The sequence below is a fragment of the Bacteroidota bacterium genome (assembly GCA_016721765.1).
Lineage (GTDB): Bacteria > Bacteroidota > Bacteroidia > UBA4408 > UBA4408 > UBA4408.
Window position 1 is genome coordinate 205,663 of record JADKHO010000003.1, and the last position, 19,882, is coordinate 225,544.

Sequence of the window (19,882 nt, forward strand, 5' to 3'; positions counted from 1 at the left end):
AAAGTTTAGCTAGAGGGAAGAAATGTTTTGGATTGGTAATTTTACCTATTCAGTAAATAATGTAATACTTCTAAAAATTTATATAATACTCCCCGCTGCAAACAAGCCCACCTTTACATCGTAGTAGAAATTCATCTTCTGCAAAAAAAAAAAATCAAATGGACAAAAATCAAAACAACATGAGAAACGAAGATAAAAACGCATCTCACGACAAAGACAACAAAATGAAAAATATGGACCATCAAAAATCGTCTGACAATAAATCAGCTGACAGAGCGGGTGACATGAAGAAGCAAGAGGATAAAAAATCGTCCAATTCTCACAACAAATAAAAAGTTTAATAAATTTTTTGGAGCGCTCAGCAGCAATGTTGAGCGCTTTTTTTGTGCAATTGAATTTTTCTTATTTGACTTCTCGTCAATACTAGTGTAAACGATCATCCTCAACTGTCCTTCCTCTAAAAGCATTGCTAAAATAAAAATCCAAGCGAATGCCAATAATAGGGTAGTATCGATTATAATTCACAAACACAGAAGAACCCAATCCAATATCGTAATAAATTTTTTGAATGTATTGAACTTCGGCGTAGGCTCCAATTCCTTTATAAGTAGTAGCACTGTCAAGTAATCCATGCACATAACTAGGTCCGGCAAAATAAGAAAAGCTGTTCTTGCGGCTCTCGGTGCGGAAACCAACGGTGCCATGAATATCGGTTAAAAAATCGCCACTGTATTTTGCAATCAATACATCCAATTTACTGCGCATAATTCCGGCATTGAAATACACATTCTTTACATGAAAATAGGCATTCAAGGAACCCGGAAAAGAATAATCGGTAGTATTGAGTTTTTGTCCGTATCCAAAGCCAACTGTAATCCAATTTGTTTTTTTAAGAAAGCGATCTTTTTTGATGGTGATTTCTTGCTTTGTGTCCTTGGCATGAATTTCTTCTTGGGCGCAAACCAACATCGGCCCAAAGGCAAATAGCAAAATTAAAATTACTGTGCGCATGTTAAAGCTCACGAATTACAGTGAACCGCACATATCCTCAGGTTTTACCCATGCGGTAAATTGTTCATCGGTAAGCAAACCTAATTCAATGGCTGCCTTACGTAAAGTGGTATTTTCTTTATGTGCTTTTTTCGCAATTTTGGCTGCATTTTCATAACCAATATGGGTATTTAAGGCAGTAACAAGCATCAATGAATTTTCGAGATTGTGTTTAATGATTGGGATGTTGGGTTCAATACCTGCAGCGCAATTATCTGTAAAAGAAACGCAAGCATCTCCAATTAAACGGCCCGATTGCAACACATTTGCTGCTATCAATGGCTTAAACACATTCAATTGAAAATGCCCGTTGCTGCCGCCAATACTTACGGCAACATCATTGCCCATTACTTGAGCAGCTACCATTGTAAGCGCTTCCGGCTGGGTGGGATTTACTTTTCCCGGCATTATAGAGGATCCCGGCTCATTATCAGGAATAATTATTTCACCAATTCCACAGCGTGGACCCGAAGAAAGTATACGAATATCATTTGCGATTTTCATCAATGAAACAGCTGCTCGTTTATAAGCTCCTGAAAGCTCCACCATGGCATCGTGTGCGGCCAATGCTTCAAATTTATTAGGAGCAGTAACAAAAGGCAAACCGGTAAACTCAGCAATCTTTTTCGCTACCAATACATCATAACCTTTTGGTGTGTTTAGACCTGTACCAACCGCAGTGCCACCTAGCGCAAGTTCGGCAACCATTTCTAAAGCATTTTTAATAGCGCGCATGCTATTGTCAAGTTGTTGAACATAGGCGCTAAACTCTTGTCCTAATGTTAATGGTGTTGCATCCATAAAATGGGTGCGCCCAGTTTTTACATATACTTGAAATGCATCTGCTTTTTTCTTTAATGCATCTCGCAATTTTTGCATCCCCGGAAGGGTAATATCAACAGCCTGCTTGTATGCCGCAATATGCATGGCAGTTGGATAAGTATCGTTGCTCGATTGGGATTTATTTACATCGTCATTGGGATGCAGAATTTTTTTCTCGTCTTCTAATTTACCCCCCGAAAGCACATGTGCACGATAGGCCACTACCTCATTCACATTCATGTTACTTTGAGTTCCTGAGCCGGTTTGCCAAATCACCAAAGGAAATTCAGCGTCGAGTTGTTTTGCCAATATTTCCTCACAAACTCGTGAAATTAAATCTCTTTTTTCAGCACTAAGCACTTTTAAGTCGCAATTTGCGTGGGCCGCAGCTTTTTTTAAGTAGGCAAAGGCATAAATTATTTCCTTAGGCATACTGGCTTCTGGACCAATTTTAAAATTATTGCGTGAGCGTTCTGTTTGTGCGCCCCAATACTTATCAGCCGGCACTTCTACAGCGCCCATGGTATCTTTTTCGATTCTGAATTTCATAAGAAATAAACGTTTGTTGTGGGTAAAATTAACTAAAAATGGCTTGAGAAATTACTCCCGCTGAATAAAAATGAGGAACTGTGATAAAGATCAGTTATTAAATAAACGCTGCTGCTTGCTCAATGGGCCGGCCAATAATTGCTTTTTTCCCTTTTACTAAAATGGGCCTTTCCATTAATATGGGATGTTTCGCAATTAATTTTAGCCAATCAGAACCGGTTAACTTTTTGTGTGCATATTTTTCCTGAAAAATTTTTTCTTTTTTTCGGACCAAAGCTTCTGGCGGCAGCTGCAGTAGTAGCAGCAATTTTTCTAACTCTTCCAAGTTTAATGGTTGCTCGAGATAGAGTTTAATTTTATATTTTTTTCCGGAACCTTTAATCAGATTTAGCACCGAAATGCTGGTTTGGCAGTTTGTTTTATGATAAATAGTTAGCATACTTGGCTTGAAAGGCCGCGAAAATAGATAAATTATGGCTGCTATGTGTGTATACTAATAAGAAATGATAATTTTGCCGCTCAAATTTTAAAACTACATCATGTCGGGTTTTTATTCCTTAAAAGTGAGTGAGGTAACACAGCAAACAAAAGATTGCGTGGCTATTTCATTTGATGTTCCGGAGCTGTTAAAAGACAAATTCAATTATTTGCCCGGCCAATACCTTACACTTAAACTTCATATCAACGGCGAGGAAATTCGCAGGTCATACTCCGTGTGCAGCTCACCTTTAACGGATGAAAAAATTACAGTCGCCATTAAAAAAGTAAAAGACGGGAGAGGTTCTACTTATATTAACGAGAAAGTAAAAGCCGGAGATGCCTTGGAAGTAATGACACCCATGGGAAATTTTCATACACCTTTGCTCGCTTCAAATAAAATTAGCTATGTTTTATTTGCCGGTGGGAGTGGCATAACACCCATGATGAGCATTATTAAATCGGTTTTAAACGCGGAGCCGCAAAGTACCATTACCTTGTTTTATGGAAATGAAGAAGAAGCCGCCATTATTTTCAAAAGTCAACTCGATGAATTAGCTGCAAATGCTGAAAATCGTTTAAGTGTTTACCATATTTTAAATAACCCTTCAACACCTATTGATGCTACTTTTAAAGGCATAATGAATGTTGAAAAAAATAAAATGTTGCTCTCAAAATTTGTTGATACTAATACAGCTAACGAGTATTTTATTTGTGGCCCAACCGGTATGATGGATAGCGTTGTGACTGCTTTGCAGGAATCAAATGTGCCTAAAGAAAAAGTACATGTGGAATATTTTACAGCACCTGTAAGCAATGAGAAAGCGGATTCAACTCTAAGTTTTGTAGCAAGCCAAGTAACTGTTATTTGCGATGACGATGAAGTTGTTATTCAATTAAAACCCGATGAAACAGTTTTAGAGGGTGCTTTAGCTGCGGGATTGGACGCTCCTTATGCATGCCAAGGTGGCTCTTGCTGTACCTGTCGTGCTAAACTTATAGAAGGCAAAGTAAACATGAAAGTGAATTACGCCCTGCTCGAATCGGAAGTTAATGAAGGATTTATTTTAACCTGCCAATCGCAAGCCCTCACACCAACCCTCATAGTGGATTACGATAGAGGTCGATAAGCTATTAACTGAAATTTTAATAACGCATTATTGATTTTAAAACAAACTCAAAATTTAGTCAATCGCGCATCAGCCTTGATTTTTTTCTTACTTTTTGATCAAGCAAAAAGTAAGAAAACACCATTGAAAATACGGCATATAGGAGTATTTCAAACAAACACAACAACAAATAGTATAAATTTCATAGCAGCCGACTAGCGCTTTCAATCAAATTTTGTATTTTCATCTCATGAAGCAATTTGTAATTTCAATTCTTCTTATAGTTACCCTTTTCGGGGGATGTAAGTGCAAGAAGGAATCGGATACGCAGGCCCCATTTGTGAGTTTTATTTCACCTCAAGAAAATCAAAGTTTTACTGTGGGAGAAACTATTCCGGTGAAGTTTCAAGTAAGTGATGAAACAAAAATTGACTATGTACAAATTTCTGTGCTGGATGAAAACCAACAACAAATATTGTCGGCTATTACATTGCATGATGTGCAAGATGGGCAAACCATCGATCAACCGATCTTAATTGACAATACTGCTATTAAAAGTGGTAGCTACTACCTCACAGTGCGCAGCAGCGATGGCGAGAACGAAGAGAACACAATACGTAAAATTGGGATTCAGGAATTGCCCTTGCAACGTAAGGCTGTTTATATGATTGGAAAAGCGTTAAATCAATACACCGTATATAAAGTGGATTCTGTTTTTTCTATTACTACTGCTTATTCGCTAGATGGCGATTTTATTGGTGCTTCAATTGATTCTAGACTTAAACGCCTCATTACTTCAGGTGGATTTTCCGGCAAGCTACTGGCAACTCGTTTAGGAGATTATTCTGTTGCCTGGAGCGAAAACCCGGTAGGAACAGTTTATCCCACCTACCGAAATATCACTACAGCAAACGCATTAAGTTTTGTAAGTTACAATGCAGGATTTGTTAAAGCTTATGATGCAGATGGGGCAATTCGATTTACGGCTAGTGCCACCCAAAATGTATTTTATCCAATAAAATCAGGAGTCTCCTCAAAATATGTTTTATCTGAACAGGCTGCATTTACAGGCAGTACAAAAAAACTGGTGCTCTATTTTTATCCTTCCGGTGGAGCGGTACAAGAATTAAATTTTAGCGGTGATGTGGTAGAAATGTTTCCTAAAACAGACAATGATTTTTTTGTGTTTTACAACCAGGGGAATACCGGAATGCTAAGTATTTATGGCGCTTCCGGCACTAATTTTTCGTATTCTTATCCATCTACTTTGCAAGGAAAAATAAAATCTGTGGTGGCACTGAGCAGCGAGGTGTATTTAATTAGTACCGAAAACGGAATATTTAAATTTACTTACAATCCCCTAAATTATGTCTTGTTTAAAGCGGGCACCGGTGCAACAAAAATGCGCTACGATCCAAGCAATAATCAAGTACTTGCCGCTGAAGGAAAAGTTATTAAAATGTATGATTTAACGTCAGGAATGCTTGTCAATACAATCACCGCTGTCGATTCAATAGCCGATTTTCAGCTCTTGTACAACCGCTAGAAATTAATTTTCAACCACCACACCCATATCACAAAACTTAGCAATACGCTGATCGATACGTTTTTCGGGAGATAGTTTTAAAAGCTCTTTTAAATGCTTTTTAATCTCTGCTTTTACAATTTGATGTGCTTCACTTTGGAAAGTATGCGCGCCACCTAGCGGTTCTTCAATAATTCCATCAATCAACTTCAACGCCATCATGTCTTTTGCCGTAAGTTTTAATGCTTCGGCTGCCCTTTCTTTAAAGTCCCAACTGCGCCATAAGATGGAAGAGCAAGATTCCGGCGAAATTACCGAATACCACGTGTTCTCAAGCATCAACACACGATCTCCCACTCCAATACCCAAAGCACCACCTGAAGCGCCTTCACCTATAATGATGCATATTACAGGAACCTTAAGTTGTCCCATCTCTAATAAATTGCGCGCAATAGCTTCGCCTTGTCCACGCTCTTCGGCTTCTAATCCGGGGTAAGCACCGGGCGTATCAATAATGGTGACAATGGGTTTATTAAATTTCTCAGCCAGCTTCATCAAACGCAAGGCTTTGCGATAGCCTTCGGGATTAGCCATTCCAAAGTTTCGCAGCTGACGCATTTTGGTGTTGATACCTTTCTGTTGCCCAATAAACATCACTGTTTGTCCATCCAAACTTCCAAATCCTCCCACCATGGCTTTATCGTCTTTTACCGTTCGATCGCCATATAATTCAATCCAGGTATTATCAGTAATGGCATTAATATAGCTTAAAGTATAGGGGCGGTCCGGATGGCGCGAGAGTTGAACACGTTGCCACGGAGTAAGGTTGCCATATATCTCTTTGCGCTTTTCGCTGAGTTTATCTTCTAAATCTTTAATCGTTTTGGATACGTCAACACCAGTCTTTTCAGCTACTCCCTTCATCTTTTCAATCTGCTCCAGCAGCTCCCCTATGGGTTTTTCAAAATCTAAAATCGTCATGTTCTTTTTTTGGATTTGTAGAGCAAATGTATAAAAAAAATTTTCTCCCTTTTCGGGGAAGGACCCTCAGCTAAAAATCATCAGAAATATAAAAATTTAAAACACCTTTCTTTTAAGTTTAACCCCATGTGACTATGAAATCTATCTTCCAATGTGTTAAAAAAAAACTCCAATTGAATTAGCAAAAATAATTGCAATCAATTTTAATAACTTCGCATCCCAGATAAAATCAAAAGTGATTGTTTTCCCTAATGCAAAAATAAATTTAGGTCTAAATATCGTTGAAAAGCGGAGCGATGGTTTTCACAACATCGAGACCGTTTTTTATCCCATTGGCCTTAGCGATGTGCTAGAAGTGCTTGAATACAAAGGAAAATCAAAAAAGCAAGTACAATTTAAAAGCACCGGAATTCCCATCCCCGGAAAGGGTAGCGAAAACCTGTGCGTTAAAGCTTATCATTTACTGGCCAAGCAATACGATTTGCCCCCAATAAAAATTCACCTACATAAAATTATTCCTATTGGTGCCGGCTTAGGCGGAGGTTCGGCCGATGCAGCATTTTTTTTAAAAGCATTAAATACCGTATTCGAACTTAATTTATCATTTGGCGAATTGCATCACTATGCCCGCCAATTGGGTAGTGATTGCTCCTTCTTTATCAGCAATCAGCCCGTATTTGCCGAAGGAAAAGGCGATGAAATGGAACACATAAATGTAAATCTAAAAGATAAGTATTTAGTTTTAATAAAACCTCCCATTCACATCAGTACCAAGGAAGCTTACGCGAATGTAAAACCGCAAAAGCCTGCCCAATCGCTCGAAAAACTAATTCTTAAGCCAATTAACACTTGGAAAAATGCAGTGCACAACCAATTTGAAGATTCTGTGTTTCCGCAATTTCCGGAAGTAAAAGTAATCAAGGAAAAACTTTATGCTGCCGGTGCTGAATATGCCGCAATGAGCGGAAGCGGTAGTGCTGTGTATGGATTGTTTAATGCGCAGGTAGATTTACAAAAGCAATTTAAATCGTGTTTTGTTTGGCAGGAAATGCTGAAGTAACATCAACTTAAAACATACTTTGGTTTTCTTACAAAAAACTTCAAAAAAAAAGGAGAAAAATACACTTAGTGACTTTGCGTCTTCGTGGCACTAGCATTATTAGGATTTTATTTAAATCAAAGCTAGCTATCTCAAATCATACCAATCCTGCTTCCTAGGAATTTTTAAATCCGATAGCACACTCGATTTCACACGCAATTCAAAACTATAACTCCTTCGCGGACCCAGTGGAACAAGATTTAGATGCATTTCCCAACAATGCAAATCGCGGTGTATGTTTACCGATGTATAAGAAAGTTTTTTGGTGTTAAAATCAAATCCCGAATTAATCGATACCTTCCAATTTTCGGTAATACTTACATCTCCATAAAAACTTAAGGTTTGCGTAATTGTTTTTTCCAAAGCCGGTTTAAAATAAGCTAAGTTATAACTCACATTCAAACTCCAAGGCACACTAAAATCAACATAATCATCGTCAACTGTTCCCGGTATTTTTCCAGGATTGTTGGTGTTCTCGGGTTCCGATTTGGTTGCCACTTTGTCTTTGCTCTTCAAACTAAAACTGATCGATGCATTACTATTTGTGATTCTACCAAGTGAATTTTTTTCGGTCCACACATACTCTTTTCTTCGCACACCCATCGAATCCAAGCGATACGGGTCGAGCGTACTGTTCACAATCAAATCCACATTTTGCAACAAACGCGTACGCATATTCAAATTAAATGGTGCCAATTTCATTGAATCGGCAATCATATTGTAGGAAGAGTAAGCCGATAAATTATCAAATATGCCAATCTTTTTAAAGCCCGAAACGGTATCCTTACTTGATTTTACTTTTAACTCCAAATTGTTAGACAAACCAAAATTAATAGCGCTCGATTCATTGGTATTAGGTCCTTTAAATATCGTTTCATCGTAAATAGTATACGACGATTTTGAACCGTTGGTACCCCAAGGACCGTAAATACGCTTGCCTAAGCCCGGAACATAACCATAACCTACGGTAGGTGTGAGCACATGCCGCATGGCTTTTAATTTCCCACGTTTAAACTGATACATACCATACACTGTGGTCGTTAAATTGGTGCTAAAAGCATAATCGCGTGTGGCACTAAATTTATTTACTGTATCAATTTTTAGCACACCTACACCGGCATCCGTATAACTATAACTCTTACGAATGGTTTGCAAATACCAGTTTTCATTGTAGTTGAAGGTAGGATTCACATTAAAATACTTGAATAATTTTATAGAGGTGCTAATGGGAATACTGTGATGCATCCCATTCTTCATGCGGGCGGTCATGTCTACACCTTTTTTAAAAAACAAACTGTCATAAGTGTCCAACTGATTGCTAAGATTGGTGTTGTAACTAAATCCCAATGTTTTAAGCCATTTTGTGCCCGGCTTTGCTTCAATGTTCTGAAAAGGAAGTATGCGTGCAACCGAAAAATTTAGATCCGGTAATTTAATGCTGATGGATTTTGTAAGTGTATTTTGATTGTGGTTTATTGAGGTAGAAAAGGTGTATGGCTTGCCAATCCAGTTTTTACTAAAATTAATAGAGGAATTTAATTCATTTTGAAGATACTGACGCGATGTTGTATTTTGATATCTGCCAAAACCACTTGAACCCGCATTAACACTTGCCGAGAATCGCCTGTCAGGTCGAGCACGCGGGTCCTGACTATGCGTCCAATTTACCCTAAAATTTTGCAAGCTGGTATAGGTATCCAAATATTTTTCACCAAATTTTTGATTAGCATAACTTAAGGTAACCGCACCATTATATTTGTAGCGCTTTGCATAATTACTTTGCGCCTTAGCACCCCATGTTCCCTTACTGTATATATCGCCACGAACTGATAAATTCATTTTATCACTTATCCCAAAATAATAGCCACCATCAGTTAAAAAAAAGCCCTGGCTTTGCGATTCCCCATAAGTGGGAATTAAGATACCTGATTTTTGCCCTTTTTTATTCGGGAAAAATCCAAAGGGAAGCATTAATGGTGTTGGTACATCAGCAATTACCAAATAAGCAGGCCCAGTAATAATTTTATCATTAGGAATTACCCGCACTTTGGACGCTGAAATGTAAAAATGGGGATGCTCCAAATCACAAGTGGTGTACTTTCCATGACGCACAAAAAAATTGTTGCTGCTATCTCGTTTTACTTGCTCCCCATGCAAAATGCCTTCGCCTTCCTTTGTAATCACTTCATTAATTTTTCCCTTTTTGGTTTCAAAGTTATAGCTCATTCCTTTCGATGAAAATTCTTGTCCGCCATCGGTAAACTTTGGATCCCCAATGCGTTTGCCTGTGCTATCAACAATGCCGTGGGCGGTAACAAAGTTGTTTTTGGTGTCGAGTATAATTTGTTCGGCATCCAGCTTTGTATCTTCATAAGTTACATGCGCATCGCCATACAAATACACTTTTTGCAGCTCCACTTCTAAACGAATGGAATCGCGCGCCGAATAAACAACCTTCGATTTTAAAGCGCTTTTTGAAATTTTCACAGAATCCTGAGCAGCAGCAACTGTTTTTGTAGAATCGCTTATTTCAGCAGGTTTAGATACTGTTGTTGAATCGCTTGTGAATGCCGCAAACGCCATTGATTGAGAAATCAACAATGCGAAGAGAATAAAAAGTTGTATTGGGCGTTTAAGCTGCAAGTATTTAATCCTATTTTTGTGAAAATTCCTAAGAAACAAAGGCTCAAAGCTAATTAAAATAGTTAATTGGCTAAATCGTAATAAGTGTTAAAGCAGTAAATTAAAATTTGAAATTAGCGCTCAAACTATCCTTAATACTACTATTCAGCTGTATTTGCATTTCAACAATGAAGGCAGAAACGTTGGGTGTGAAGAAGAAAGGAAAAGGAATTAAAACAGTTGTAATTGATGCCGGTCACGGTGGGCACGATCCCGGTTGTCACGGCCGAAAAGGCAAGGAAAAGGAAGTAACCCTATCGGTAGCGCTTAAACTGGGAAAATTAATTTCCGATAATAATCCCGATGTAAAAGTAGTTTACACTAGAGATAAGGATGAGTTTATTGAATTGCACGAACGCGCCAATATCGCCAATCGCAATCATGCCGATTTATTTATCTCCATTCATTGTAATTCAGGTAAAGGGAATGCATTTGGTGTCGAAACCTTTAGTATGGGTTTGCACCGCACTGCCGATAATTTGGATGTTGCAAAACGCGAAAACGAATCGGTTTTACTTGAAAAGGATTACAAAACGAAATACGATGGCTTCGATCCCAATTCACCCGAAGCCAGTATCATTTTTACACTCTATCAAAATGCTTTTTTAGAACAAAGTTTAACCATGGCTTCCTTGGTTCAGGATGAATTTCGAGAGGGCGATAAACGCTTTGATCGCGGCGTAAAACAAGCAGGATTTCTCGTTTTAGTTTATACTGCCATGCCCAGTATTTTAATTGAAACAGGCTTTCTAACAAATGCCGACGACGAAAAAATTATGGTTACGGATAAAGGCCAGCAAAGAATTGCCGAAAGCATTTATCGCGCTTTCCGCAGATATAAAGGGGACGTGGATGAAGAAAAAATTCCGGAATCTATCCGCAAGGAAGAAAAAAAATCATTTGACGAGGAGGAAAAACCTAAAGATAATCTTTACCACAAGCCTACTACAAATGTAACTACGGTTAAAGAAACAACTGTATTAAAGGATACTTTACCGACGATCAAAAAGGAAGAGCCAGTTAAGAAAGTAGAAACGAATATTCCTGAGCCGCTGCCGCAAAACAATTTGGCCAACAAATCTGTTAGCTTTAAAGTGCAACTCACCAGTTCAGATAAAAAAATTCCATTAACTTCGAGTCAATTTAAAAACATTGAAAACGTTTCGGAATACAAAGAAAATGGTATGTTTAAATACACAGCCGGGAACTTTGAGGATTCGAACGAGGCAATAAAAATGCAACGACAAATGCGCGAAAAGGGATTTAAAGAAGCTTTTGTGGTTGCATTTAAAGAGGGCAAGCGAATTAACATGAAGGATGCCTTACTGATGCAAAAAAAATAAAACAAATTACAAAGTCCGCACTCCAAAAGGAAGCGGCATCAATGGTAAAAACTATGAAATTTAATTTATCGAGAGAAGCAAAAATTGGATTGGTGGTAGCCGGCGCAATTTTTTTGCTGGTGTATGGCTTAAACTTCCTCAAAGGCAAAAATATTTTCACAAACAGAACACATTTTTATGCCATCTATAAAAATGTAGACGGACTCACGGAAGCTAACCCCGTATTTATCAATGGCTTTATAGTAGGGCAAGTAAATAAAATATTTTTTCACCCCGATAATTCCGGAAGTATGATTGTCGAAATTAGCCTAAAGGAAAACGATTTAACCATTCCAAAGAATACAGTTGCTATGGTTTTTTCGAACGGACTTCTTGGAACACAAGCCGTTAATTTGGTCTTGGGCGATGCAAAAGTTTTTGCCGAAAGTGGCGATACCCTTGCCGGAGATGTAAAATCAAAAATGCTCGATGATATTGGCGATCAGGTTTTACCCATAAAAAACAAAGCCGAAAAATTAATTGTTACCATCGATTCACTAGTAGCCAACCTCAACAGTGTATTGAATCAAGGTGGAAGCAATAATTTGAAAAGCGCTTTACAGAATTTAAACAATGTTACCGCTAAAGCAGATGGATTATTAACCGACGAAAAAGTTCGTCTCGATAATATCCTAGCCAATGTGGAATCTATTTCAGGGAATTTAAAAAATGGAAACAAGGACCTCGCCAACATTCTTAAAAATTTTAATAGCATTAGCGATTCTTTAGCAAAAGCAAACATTGCAACTACCATCAACAATGCCAATTCCGCTATTAAAAACGTGGATATCATTGCTGCAAAAATTAATTCAGGAAAAGGCTCATTGGGGCTCTTAGTGAATAACGATTCGCTCTACAACAACCTTACTTCCGCTTCCAAAAATCTCGATAAATTAATCATTGATTTAAATCAGCATCCGGGTCGATATGTGCACTTGAGCGTGTTTGGTAAAAAAGATAAATAATAAAAGAGACGCGTATTACACAAATAAATTCACTTAGTTAAAGCTATACACAACTATGGAATGGATAGATAATCTGCTTTTTACCTTATTACTTGGTGGAGGTATTTTTTGGTTTGCACGCAATGCAGCTAAAATTAAACGCAACATAAACCTTGGTCGCCAAATTGATATTAACGACAATCCTTCCCAACGCTGGAAACTTATGGCAAAAGTGGCCATCGGCCAAAGCAAAATGGTGGTGCGCCCTGTTGCCGGGATACTCCACATTTTTGTATACCTCGGCTTCGTTATTATAAATATCGAAGTACTCGAAATTTTAATCGATGGCCTACTTGGTACCCACCGAGTTTTCGCATTTATGGGTTCCTTTTATTATTTCTTGATCGCTTCATTTGAGTTTTTAGCATTAGCCGTGATAATTGGATGCGCAGTATTTTTAGTCCGTCGAAACGTTTTAAAATTAAAGCGCTTTATGAATAAGGAATTGGATGGTTGGCCCAGAAGCGATGCAAATATTATTCTCATCACCGAAATTCTTTTGATGTCAGCTTTTTTATTTATGAATGCTGCCGATGGTGTTATCATGAGTTTTAGCAAATTAACCGGTGGAATGCTCATGCCGGAGTTTGCGGAAGCTGCCAATAAAATATTTGGCGAAAATGCGGTTGTAGGTTCAGGATTGTATTTTCCGGTGAGCACCTACCTTACAGGCTTTTTACCAAGCAATCCTATTGCCTTGCATTATATAGAGCGCGGATGCTGGTGGTTTCACATCATTGGAATAATTGCCTTTCTGAATTATATTCCATACTCAAAACATTTCCACATTTTGCTTGCTTTCCCAAATGTGTTTTATGCCAATTTAAAACCCAAAGGTCAATTTACAAATTTAGAATCCGTAACCAACGAAGTTAAACTAATGCTTGATCCTTCAGCTCCACTTCCCCCGGCTGACGCACCTCCCGCAAAATTTGGAGCAAAGGATATTGCGGATTTAAGTTGGAAACAATTAATGGATGCATACAGTTGCACTGAATGTGGCAGATGCACCAGCAATTGCCCTGCCAACCAAACTGGTAAATTGCTTTCTCCGCGTAAAATTATGATGGATACCCGCGATAGGATGGAAGAAGTAGGAAAAAATTTGGATGCGCATGGACCGGATTTTGTAGATAATAAATCGTTAGTAGGAGACTATATAACTGCCGAAGAATTATGGGCCTGCACCACCTGCAATGCCTGCACTGAGGCTTGCCCCATTAACATTGACCCACTTTCAATCATTGTAGATTTAAGGCGTTATTTAGTGATGGAACAAAGTGCTGCACCTGCTGCTCTAAATGCGATGTTCACCAATATTGAAAACAACGGAGCTCCATGGCAGTTTTCACCGGCTGATAGACTGAATTGGGCAACTGAAAATTAAATGAATAAACGAATCTACTTATAAACTTAAATAATAGGAACACCTTAAATAGCAAGATGCCTGTTATTGAATCTATTCCCTTACTGCCTCTATTCAGAAAAAATGAGAAGAACCTTAATTAATCGTTTATTAAGCTTTTGAAATAAAATAATATGGAAAATCAATTAGTAGTTCCAACGATGGCCGAATGCCTTGCTAAAGGCGAAATTCCTGAAATATTATTTTGGGTGGGTTGTGCCGGAAGTTTCGATGATAGAGCAAAAAAAATATCCAAAGCAATTGTGCGTATTCTTAACAAAGCTGATGTAAAATTTGCAGTGCTTGGTGCCGAAGAATCCTGTACCGGAGACCCAGCCAAACGCGCAGGAAACGAATTTTTGTTTCAAATGCAAGCCATGACTAATATCCAGGTGCTAAACGGATACGAAGTAAAAAAAATTGTAACCGGTTGCCCCCATTGTTTTAATACACTAAAAAACGAATACCCCGAATTGGGCGGAAAGTATGAGGTTATTCATCATACGCAATTGATTCAGGAGTTACTCAACACAGGCAAAATTAAAGTAGAAGGTGGAACTTTCTCCGGCAAGAAAATTACATTTCATGATCCTTGTTACCTTGGCCGAGGAAACGACGTATATGAAGCTCCTCGTGAGGTCCTCTCAAAATTGGATGCCGAATTAGCCGAAATGAAACGCTCTCGCGCCAACGGATTATGCTGCGGTGCCGGTGGCGCTCAAATGTTTAAAGAAGCCGAAAAAGGATTCAAAGAAGTAAATATCGAACGCACCGAGGATGCCCTTGAATTAAAGCCAAATGTAATTGCAACAGGCTGTCCCTTTTGTATGACAATGATGCGAGATGGTGTAAAACTAAAAGAACAAGAACAACACATACAAGTACTCGACGTAGCCGAACTAATAGCCACCGCCGCCGACTTATAAAATTCTGTGAAATCTGCGAAATCTGTGAGCTCCCTTTTCCCCATGAAAACGCACTTACAACTCCTGAAAACACTCCCCCATATAATCTCTTCTAACCTTACTTTTCTTTTTACATTTTTCGAAATGCTGCCACTTCAAACCAAAGTAAAAATCCAAACCATAAGCATCTGCTAATCCTGTATAGGGCCCAATCATATCTGTCCCAAGGGTGAGTATCCCAAAGCGCAAACACAAGCCTATTCGATGCCTGAAATAATCGTAATAACTGTAGGGTATCGAAACTTCAAATCGTTTTCGTTCATACCGCAATGCAACTGAATATTGATTTGGCCTACGCAGTGTATAGGGATTAATAGGAATGCGTTGTATCAAACTTAAATTAATATAGATAGTAGGTGTCACCGAATAATCCACCTGCAGTGAAGCTGCTGCAGGTAACCATAAGGCATAAGCCGATCCAGTTTTACTCCCGTTACTTGTACCAAAAAACTGCTTACTAAAAGTAGAATCAGTATTTCCGATGCTTTTTATTTTTATAGTATCTATCCCAAACCAATCAGTACCCAAATCATTAAATTCAAAAGTGGAAGCATTGGTTTTGAATTTTATTCTTCCTATATCAATAATTGAAAAACCAATTTTGTAATCGTATTTTTTCAATTTCTTTGAGCCGGGGCAACTCTTATAGGCCGCTTCATCTCTGTTTTTGTAATATTGAATTCCGATGCTGCCTCCAAATCCGCTACCTTTTTTTTGAAAGAGATTGCTCGTATTTCCTATGTCAACTGTGGCGTGCCCGTACTCTACATTGGCTACATAAATTTCCCACAAGGAATCAGACTGCACATTGTAATTTATATTGTTGACCAAAAGATAAAAACTATTCAAACCATATAAGTAATTTAGGCTAATTCCTGCCGTTAAATAATTTTCGGGACTTGTATTTAGAGCAATACCACCGGTAATTCCGGCCTCATGAAAATTCATCGCACCTACCTTTGATTTACCACCGGTGTAGGTAATTTTTTGCTGCGGTTTAAAATCAAATCCCTCTTTCATAAAATTTGCCAAGTGATAGGGAACCCCGCGAGCGCTTAATAACACCCTGGTGGATACATGAAATCCAAGACCCCAAGCAGGGGTGGAATACATAAATGCTGGTAATTTTAAAAAGGCAGAAGCATAAGCGGATTTATCTTGTGTGTTGGTTCTTACGGCAATGCGATCCGCAGCAATGGCTTCACCACGCATGCTTTTGCGTATTGCCTCACTCTTTTTACTAAGAAATAAATAATTATTCATCGCAAAAACATCCCCCGAAAGGAGATGTATCTCCCACTTAAATGGACAAGCTACTATGGATGCAGGATTTAACTCATGCCCCATAGTACCTGCATAATTACTGTTTGCAGCTCCCCATAGTTCCTGAGCCATTGATAATTGAGGAAGGAAGCTTACAAAAGCAAACCACAAAAACCGCTTTAAATAAAGCAACATATTTTTATTTTGCTTGTAAAACCTAAAGGTCAATAAATAATTCGGATAAAATAATTAAACAACAAAGATTCGTATGGCTGCAAATTCATCCTTGCACTTGTTTTCAGCTTGCATCTTTGTATAAACTTTCAATACCACGTGATTTATTATAACTCAAAAAAAAGAGGTGACTCTTTTCAGAATCACCTCTTTAACGCTTTCGAATTGAAATTATTTTTTCTTTTTCGATTTTTGAGTGCCGCTAAAAGTCCATTGCTTTTTTACTTTTTCCTTTTTTGAAAGGATAATCGTACCTTCAATATCTTCGCCGGTTACCGAGCCTGTCCAAGCTAATTTTTCTTTGTCGCCATTCACGCTTTCAGCTGTAAAACTGATGGTTTTTTCCATTACTTGTGAACCTTCAGTTTCGCCCTCTACATAAGCTGTGTCAACTTCCACTACATACAAACCGGAGTTCAGCATGAATTTTTCATCCATATATTTGGATTTTATTTTTTGAGCTTTAAACGACATTTCATCTTTAATTGGCTTCGGCTTCTTCGCACCATCCTCATTTATTTCAATTTCATATACTTTATTATCCAATAATTTGTCTTTAACCACTTTAACTTTTTGGGCAAAAGTCAAGTTTGAAATAAAAAGAAAAGCAAGTGCTGCCAATCCTGTTTTAGCTGATTTTAATTTCATGTTACGTGCGGTTTTAATGGATTGATTTTTAAAAATATCTTTGACCAAAAGTAAAATTTATTAGCTCACAAAAGGCAATCCAACAAAAAAAAATATTTTGGCAAAAGAACAACTTCTAAAAATTGCAATTGTTGGACCTGAATCTACAGGAAAATCAGTACTTTCCGAACAATTGGCCGCACATTATGCTTGCAAGTTTGTTCCCGAGGTGGCGAGAGCCTATATCGCCAAATTAAATCGTCCTTACCTTTTGGAAGATATTATTGAGATTGCAAGAATGCAGCTGCTTCAGGAGCAAGCCTTGGCTAAAGTATCATCAGATATACTTATTTGCGATACCACTTTATTGGTAACTAAGATTTGGGCACAAAATGCATTTAACGAGTGCCCAAAATTTATTTCCGAAAAGTATACGGCTAATGATTATTCACTTCATCTCTTAATGCAAATTGATTTGCCTTGGGAATATGATGCACAGCGGGAGCATCCCGAACGAAGGGAGTTTTTCTTTAGCTGGTACGAACGTGAATTGCGTGAATCAAATGCCAACTACTGCATAATTTCCGGATCAAATGAGCATCGCTTAAAAAGGGCCATCGCTGTTATTGATGCACATTTAGCTTCATTTGGGTGATTTAATTTCTTTTTCATGATACTTGCAAAAGCGGCTAATGGCACAATCCCCACATTTAGGATTTCGCGCCAAACACACGTACCTTCCATGCAAGATGAGCCAATGATGAGCTGTAGCGATTTTGTTTTCAGGTATAAACTTCACCAATTGCTTTTCTGTTTCCAACGGTGTTTTCGAATTTAGTGTTAAGCCTAAGCGATTCGAAACTCTATAAACATGCGTATCAACTGCCATTGCTGGCTTATTAAAAACTACCGAAGCAATTACATTCGCGGTTTTCCTTCCTACTCCCGGCATTTTTTGCAATTGGTCAATTTCGGATGGAACTTCATTGTTGAAATCCTTATACAGCATATTGGCCATTCCCACCAAATGCTTGGCCTTATTGTTTGGATAACTAATGCTTTTTATGTATTGAAAAACGGCATCAGCGCTCGACGCAGCCAGTACTTCGGCATTAGGAAAAGCTAAAAATAGAGCAGGCGTAACCATGTTTACCCGCTTATCGGTGCACTGCGCTGAGAGTATAACAGCTACTAGCAATTCATAAGGATTGGAATACTGTAGCTCTGTTTCAGCTATCGGATGATTAATACTAAAATAGTCAATGACTTTTTCGAAGCGCTCCTTACGTGTCAATTTTTTGCGTTTAATGGATTCAAAGATGCTAAAAATAAAAAAGCCGGCTGTTCAACCGGCTTTCCATTTTCACTTTCTTACTTTTAGTTCAAAATCAACTCCACATGTTTTATGTTTTTCGACGCTTGCACACTAAGTGCTTTGGAGTAATTAAGAATCGCTTGTATCACACTATTGGAAGGCTCTTGCCCTTCAAAGGAATGCGTATTCTCTGATTTTGAATGAGCTGAAATTGAATTTGTTTTTTTAAGTGTAGAGGTTTTACTCATAGTTTTTGTTTTGATGAATATACCTCCCTAACGCAGCTCATTTTAAAATATTGTATCCCCCAAAAAAAAATTCACCGAAAAATTTTTCCGGCGAATCAATAATCAGGTTGTTGTTACGATAAAATTACTTTGTTTTCATGCATCATCTTGCGTAAGCCCAGAATTGCGTAACGCATGCGCCCCAAAGAGGTATTGATGCTGATATTTAAAATTTTAGATATTTCTTTAAAGCTTAATTCCTCAAAATGACGCATCATTACTATCTCTCGTTGATCCCGAGGCAAAGCATCTATCATCCTTCGTAAGTCGGTATGAATTTGCTTTTTAATAATACGGTCTTCAATATTTGAAACCTTTAAATTCAAGGTGTCAAAAATGTTGTATTCATTTCCGCCGCTTACGGTTTTTAATTTCTTGGCGTCCCTAAAATGGTCCATTACTAAGTTGCGGGCTATCCGTAACACCCATTGCGCAAATTTGCCTTCTTCATTATAACCGTCCTTTTTTAAAGTATTGATGACTTTAATAAAAGTGTCCTGAAATAAGTCCTCAGCGAGTTCTCGGTTTTGAACCTTTTGCCATATCATGCCAAATACCCGGCTCTTGTGGCGCGTTACTAATATTCCTAATGAAGCCTCATGGCCGCTTAGATACATGCTGACAAGCTCGCTGTCGCTTAGATGTGAAGTGTGCATAGAAACCTCCTTTTTTAAAATGATGTAAATAAAAAAGTAGAAATTTTTCTATAAGAGGTTCCCGGTTTTAAGGTTAATAACTGTTAAAATTGATATGCTAACGCAAGTAATTTTAATTTATTGTGCGCTGCCAAAAATTTTATTCTTTTTCAAAAATACCTATTATTTCAACGTAAAACAAATCAAATTTGTTTCTATCATTGTTTAAACATTAATTAGCGCTTTATTTATGGATGCCAATCCCAACCTAATACTACAATTGGTTACAATGAAAATGCCTTTTGGGAAGTACAAAGACACACTTTTGTGCAATTTACCGGTGGCTTACCTGGAGTGGTTTAACCGAAAAGGTTTTCCGGAAGGTAAATTGGGTGTATTGCTTCAAACAATTTACGAAATAAAATTAAATGGACTTGAGAAACTACTTGAACCTTTAAAGAAAAAATAGAA

20 protein-coding genes are annotated in these 19,882 nt (G+C 37.9%); 10 read left to right on the top strand and 10 right to left on the bottom strand.

The features are described 5' to 3' along the window. The first annotated feature begins 158 nt into the window (after positions 1-158). Positions 159-332 carry a hypothetical protein gene (locus tag IPP32_13790; GenBank protein MBL0049152.1) on the top strand — a complete coding sequence of 58 codons (174 nt, stop codon included), beginning with the start codon at positions 159-161 and terminating at the stop codon, positions 330-332. A gap of 91 nt (positions 333-423) precedes the next feature. Here IPP32_13790 and IPP32_13795 read toward each other — a convergent pair whose 3' ends face one another. The 3 genes from IPP32_13795 to IPP32_13805 form a co-directional block, all read right to left on the bottom strand. After that, entirely contained in the window at positions 424-1,011 is a 588-nt protein-coding gene (locus IPP32_13795; protein ID MBL0049153.1) for a hypothetical protein, read from the bottom strand. Between the two features lie 15 nt (positions 1,012-1,026). Next, on the bottom strand, positions 1,027-2,421 hold the full coding sequence (gene fumC, locus IPP32_13800; protein MBL0049154.1) for a class II fumarate hydratase: 1,395 nt from the start codon (positions 2,419-2,421) through the stop codon (positions 1,027-1,029). A gap of 97 nt (positions 2,422-2,518) precedes the next feature. After that, entirely contained in the window at positions 2,519-2,860 is a 342-nt protein-coding gene (locus tag IPP32_13805; protein MBL0049155.1) for an arsenate reductase (glutaredoxin), read from the bottom strand. A gap of 100 nt (positions 2,861-2,960) precedes the next feature. Here IPP32_13805 and IPP32_13810 point away from each other — a divergent pair, with 100 nt between their 5' ends. Together IPP32_13810 and IPP32_13815 are read left to right on the top strand one after the other, a co-directional pair. Then, positions 2,961-4,028: a 2Fe-2S iron-sulfur cluster binding domain-containing protein gene (locus IPP32_13810; GenBank protein ID MBL0049156.1), complete on the top strand. Its 1,068-nt coding sequence runs from the start codon at positions 2,961-2,963 to the stop codon at positions 4,026-4,028. A gap of 229 nt (positions 4,029-4,257) precedes the next feature. Further along, positions 4,258-5,553, top strand: coding sequence for a hypothetical protein (locus tag IPP32_13815; protein ID MBL0049157.1), 1,296 nt, complete (start codon positions 4,258-4,260; stop codon positions 5,551-5,553). A gap of 3 nt (positions 5,554-5,556) precedes the next feature. Here the strand turns inward: IPP32_13815 and IPP32_13820 are convergent, their stop codons facing one another. Further along, entirely contained in the window at positions 5,557-6,513 is a 957-nt protein-coding gene (locus IPP32_13820; protein ID MBL0049158.1) for an acetyl-CoA carboxylase carboxyltransferase subunit alpha, read from the bottom strand. A 235-nt stretch (positions 6,514-6,748) separates the two neighbouring features. Here IPP32_13820 and IPP32_13825 point away from each other — a divergent pair, with 235 nt between their 5' ends. Beyond that, entirely contained in the window at positions 6,749-7,573 is an 825-nt protein-coding gene (locus IPP32_13825) for a 4-(cytidine 5'-diphospho)-2-C-methyl-D-erythritol kinase (GenBank protein ID MBL0049159.1), read from the top strand. Positions 7,574-7,699: 126 nt separating this feature from the next. On the opposite strand, the gene IPP32_13830 is transcribed toward IPP32_13825, so the two are convergent. Continuing rightward, the gene (locus IPP32_13830) at positions 7,700-10,255 is read right to left on the bottom strand and encodes an LPS-assembly protein LptD (GenBank protein ID MBL0049160.1); all 2,556 of its coding nucleotides are present in this window, start codon (positions 10,253-10,255) and stop codon (positions 7,700-7,702) included. Between the two features lie 167 nt (positions 10,256-10,422). Between IPP32_13830 and IPP32_13835 the strand changes: the two genes are divergently transcribed. From IPP32_13835 to IPP32_13850, 4 genes are all read left to right on the top strand, one after another. Beyond that, positions 10,423-11,637, top strand: a complete 1,215-nt coding sequence (locus IPP32_13835; GenBank protein ID MBL0049161.1) for an N-acetylmuramoyl-L-alanine amidase — start codon at positions 10,423-10,425, stop codon at positions 11,635-11,637. 53 nt (positions 11,638-11,690) lie between these two features. After that, positions 11,691-12,641, top strand: coding sequence for an MCE family protein (locus tag IPP32_13840; GenBank protein ID MBL0049162.1), 951 nt, complete (start codon positions 11,691-11,693; stop codon positions 12,639-12,641). A 55-nt stretch (positions 12,642-12,696) separates the two neighbouring features. Beyond that, positions 12,697-14,067, top strand: a complete 1,371-nt coding sequence (locus IPP32_13845; GenBank protein ID MBL0049163.1) for a (Fe-S)-binding protein — start codon at positions 12,697-12,699, stop codon at positions 14,065-14,067. Between the two features lie 152 nt (positions 14,068-14,219). Beyond that, the gene (locus tag IPP32_13850) at positions 14,220-15,011 is read left to right on the top strand and encodes a (Fe-S)-binding protein (GenBank protein ID MBL0049164.1); all 792 of its coding nucleotides are present in this window, start codon (positions 14,220-14,222) and stop codon (positions 15,009-15,011) included. 54 nt (positions 15,012-15,065) lie between these two features. On the opposite strand, the gene IPP32_13855 is transcribed toward IPP32_13850, so the two are convergent. Both IPP32_13855 and IPP32_13860 read right to left on the bottom strand, forming a co-directional pair. Beyond that, the gene (locus tag IPP32_13855; protein MBL0049165.1) at positions 15,066-16,508 is read right to left on the bottom strand and encodes a hypothetical protein; all 1,443 of its coding nucleotides are present in this window, start codon (positions 16,506-16,508) and stop codon (positions 15,066-15,068) included. 210 nt (positions 16,509-16,718) lie between these two features. Next, complete coding sequence (locus tag IPP32_13860; protein ID MBL0049166.1) at positions 16,719-17,195, bottom strand: hypothetical protein; 477 nt, start codon at positions 17,193-17,195, stop codon at positions 16,719-16,721. Between the two features lie 97 nt (positions 17,196-17,292). Between IPP32_13860 and IPP32_13865 the strand changes: the two genes are divergently transcribed. Next, the gene (locus tag IPP32_13865) at positions 17,293-17,829 is read left to right on the top strand and encodes an ATP-binding protein (protein MBL0049167.1); all 537 of its coding nucleotides are present in this window, start codon (positions 17,293-17,295) and stop codon (positions 17,827-17,829) included. Here the strand turns inward: IPP32_13865 and nth are convergent. From nth to IPP32_13880, 3 genes are all read right to left on the bottom strand, one after another. Beyond that, the gene (gene nth / locus IPP32_13870) at positions 17,818-18,468 is read right to left on the bottom strand and encodes an endonuclease III (GenBank protein ID MBL0049168.1); all 651 of its coding nucleotides are present in this window, start codon (positions 18,466-18,468) and stop codon (positions 17,818-17,820) included. The genes IPP32_13865 and nth overlap by 12 nt on opposite strands. An 83-nt stretch (positions 18,469-18,551) precedes the next feature. Continuing rightward, positions 18,552-18,737 carry a hypothetical protein gene (locus IPP32_13875; protein ID MBL0049169.1) on the bottom strand — a complete coding sequence of 62 codons (186 nt, stop codon included), beginning with the start codon at positions 18,735-18,737 and terminating at the stop codon, positions 18,552-18,554. A gap of 113 nt (positions 18,738-18,850) precedes the next feature. Next, complete coding sequence (locus IPP32_13880; GenBank protein MBL0049170.1) at positions 18,851-19,432, bottom strand: sigma-70 family RNA polymerase sigma factor; 582 nt, start codon at positions 19,430-19,432, stop codon at positions 18,851-18,853. 229 nt (positions 19,433-19,661) lie between these two features. Between IPP32_13880 and IPP32_13885 the strand changes: the two genes are divergently transcribed. Further along, positions 19,662-19,880: a DUF3820 family protein gene (locus IPP32_13885; GenBank protein MBL0049171.1), complete on the top strand. Its 219-nt coding sequence runs from the start codon at positions 19,662-19,664 to the stop codon at positions 19,878-19,880. The last annotated feature ends 2 nt before the right edge of the window (positions 19,881-19,882 follow it).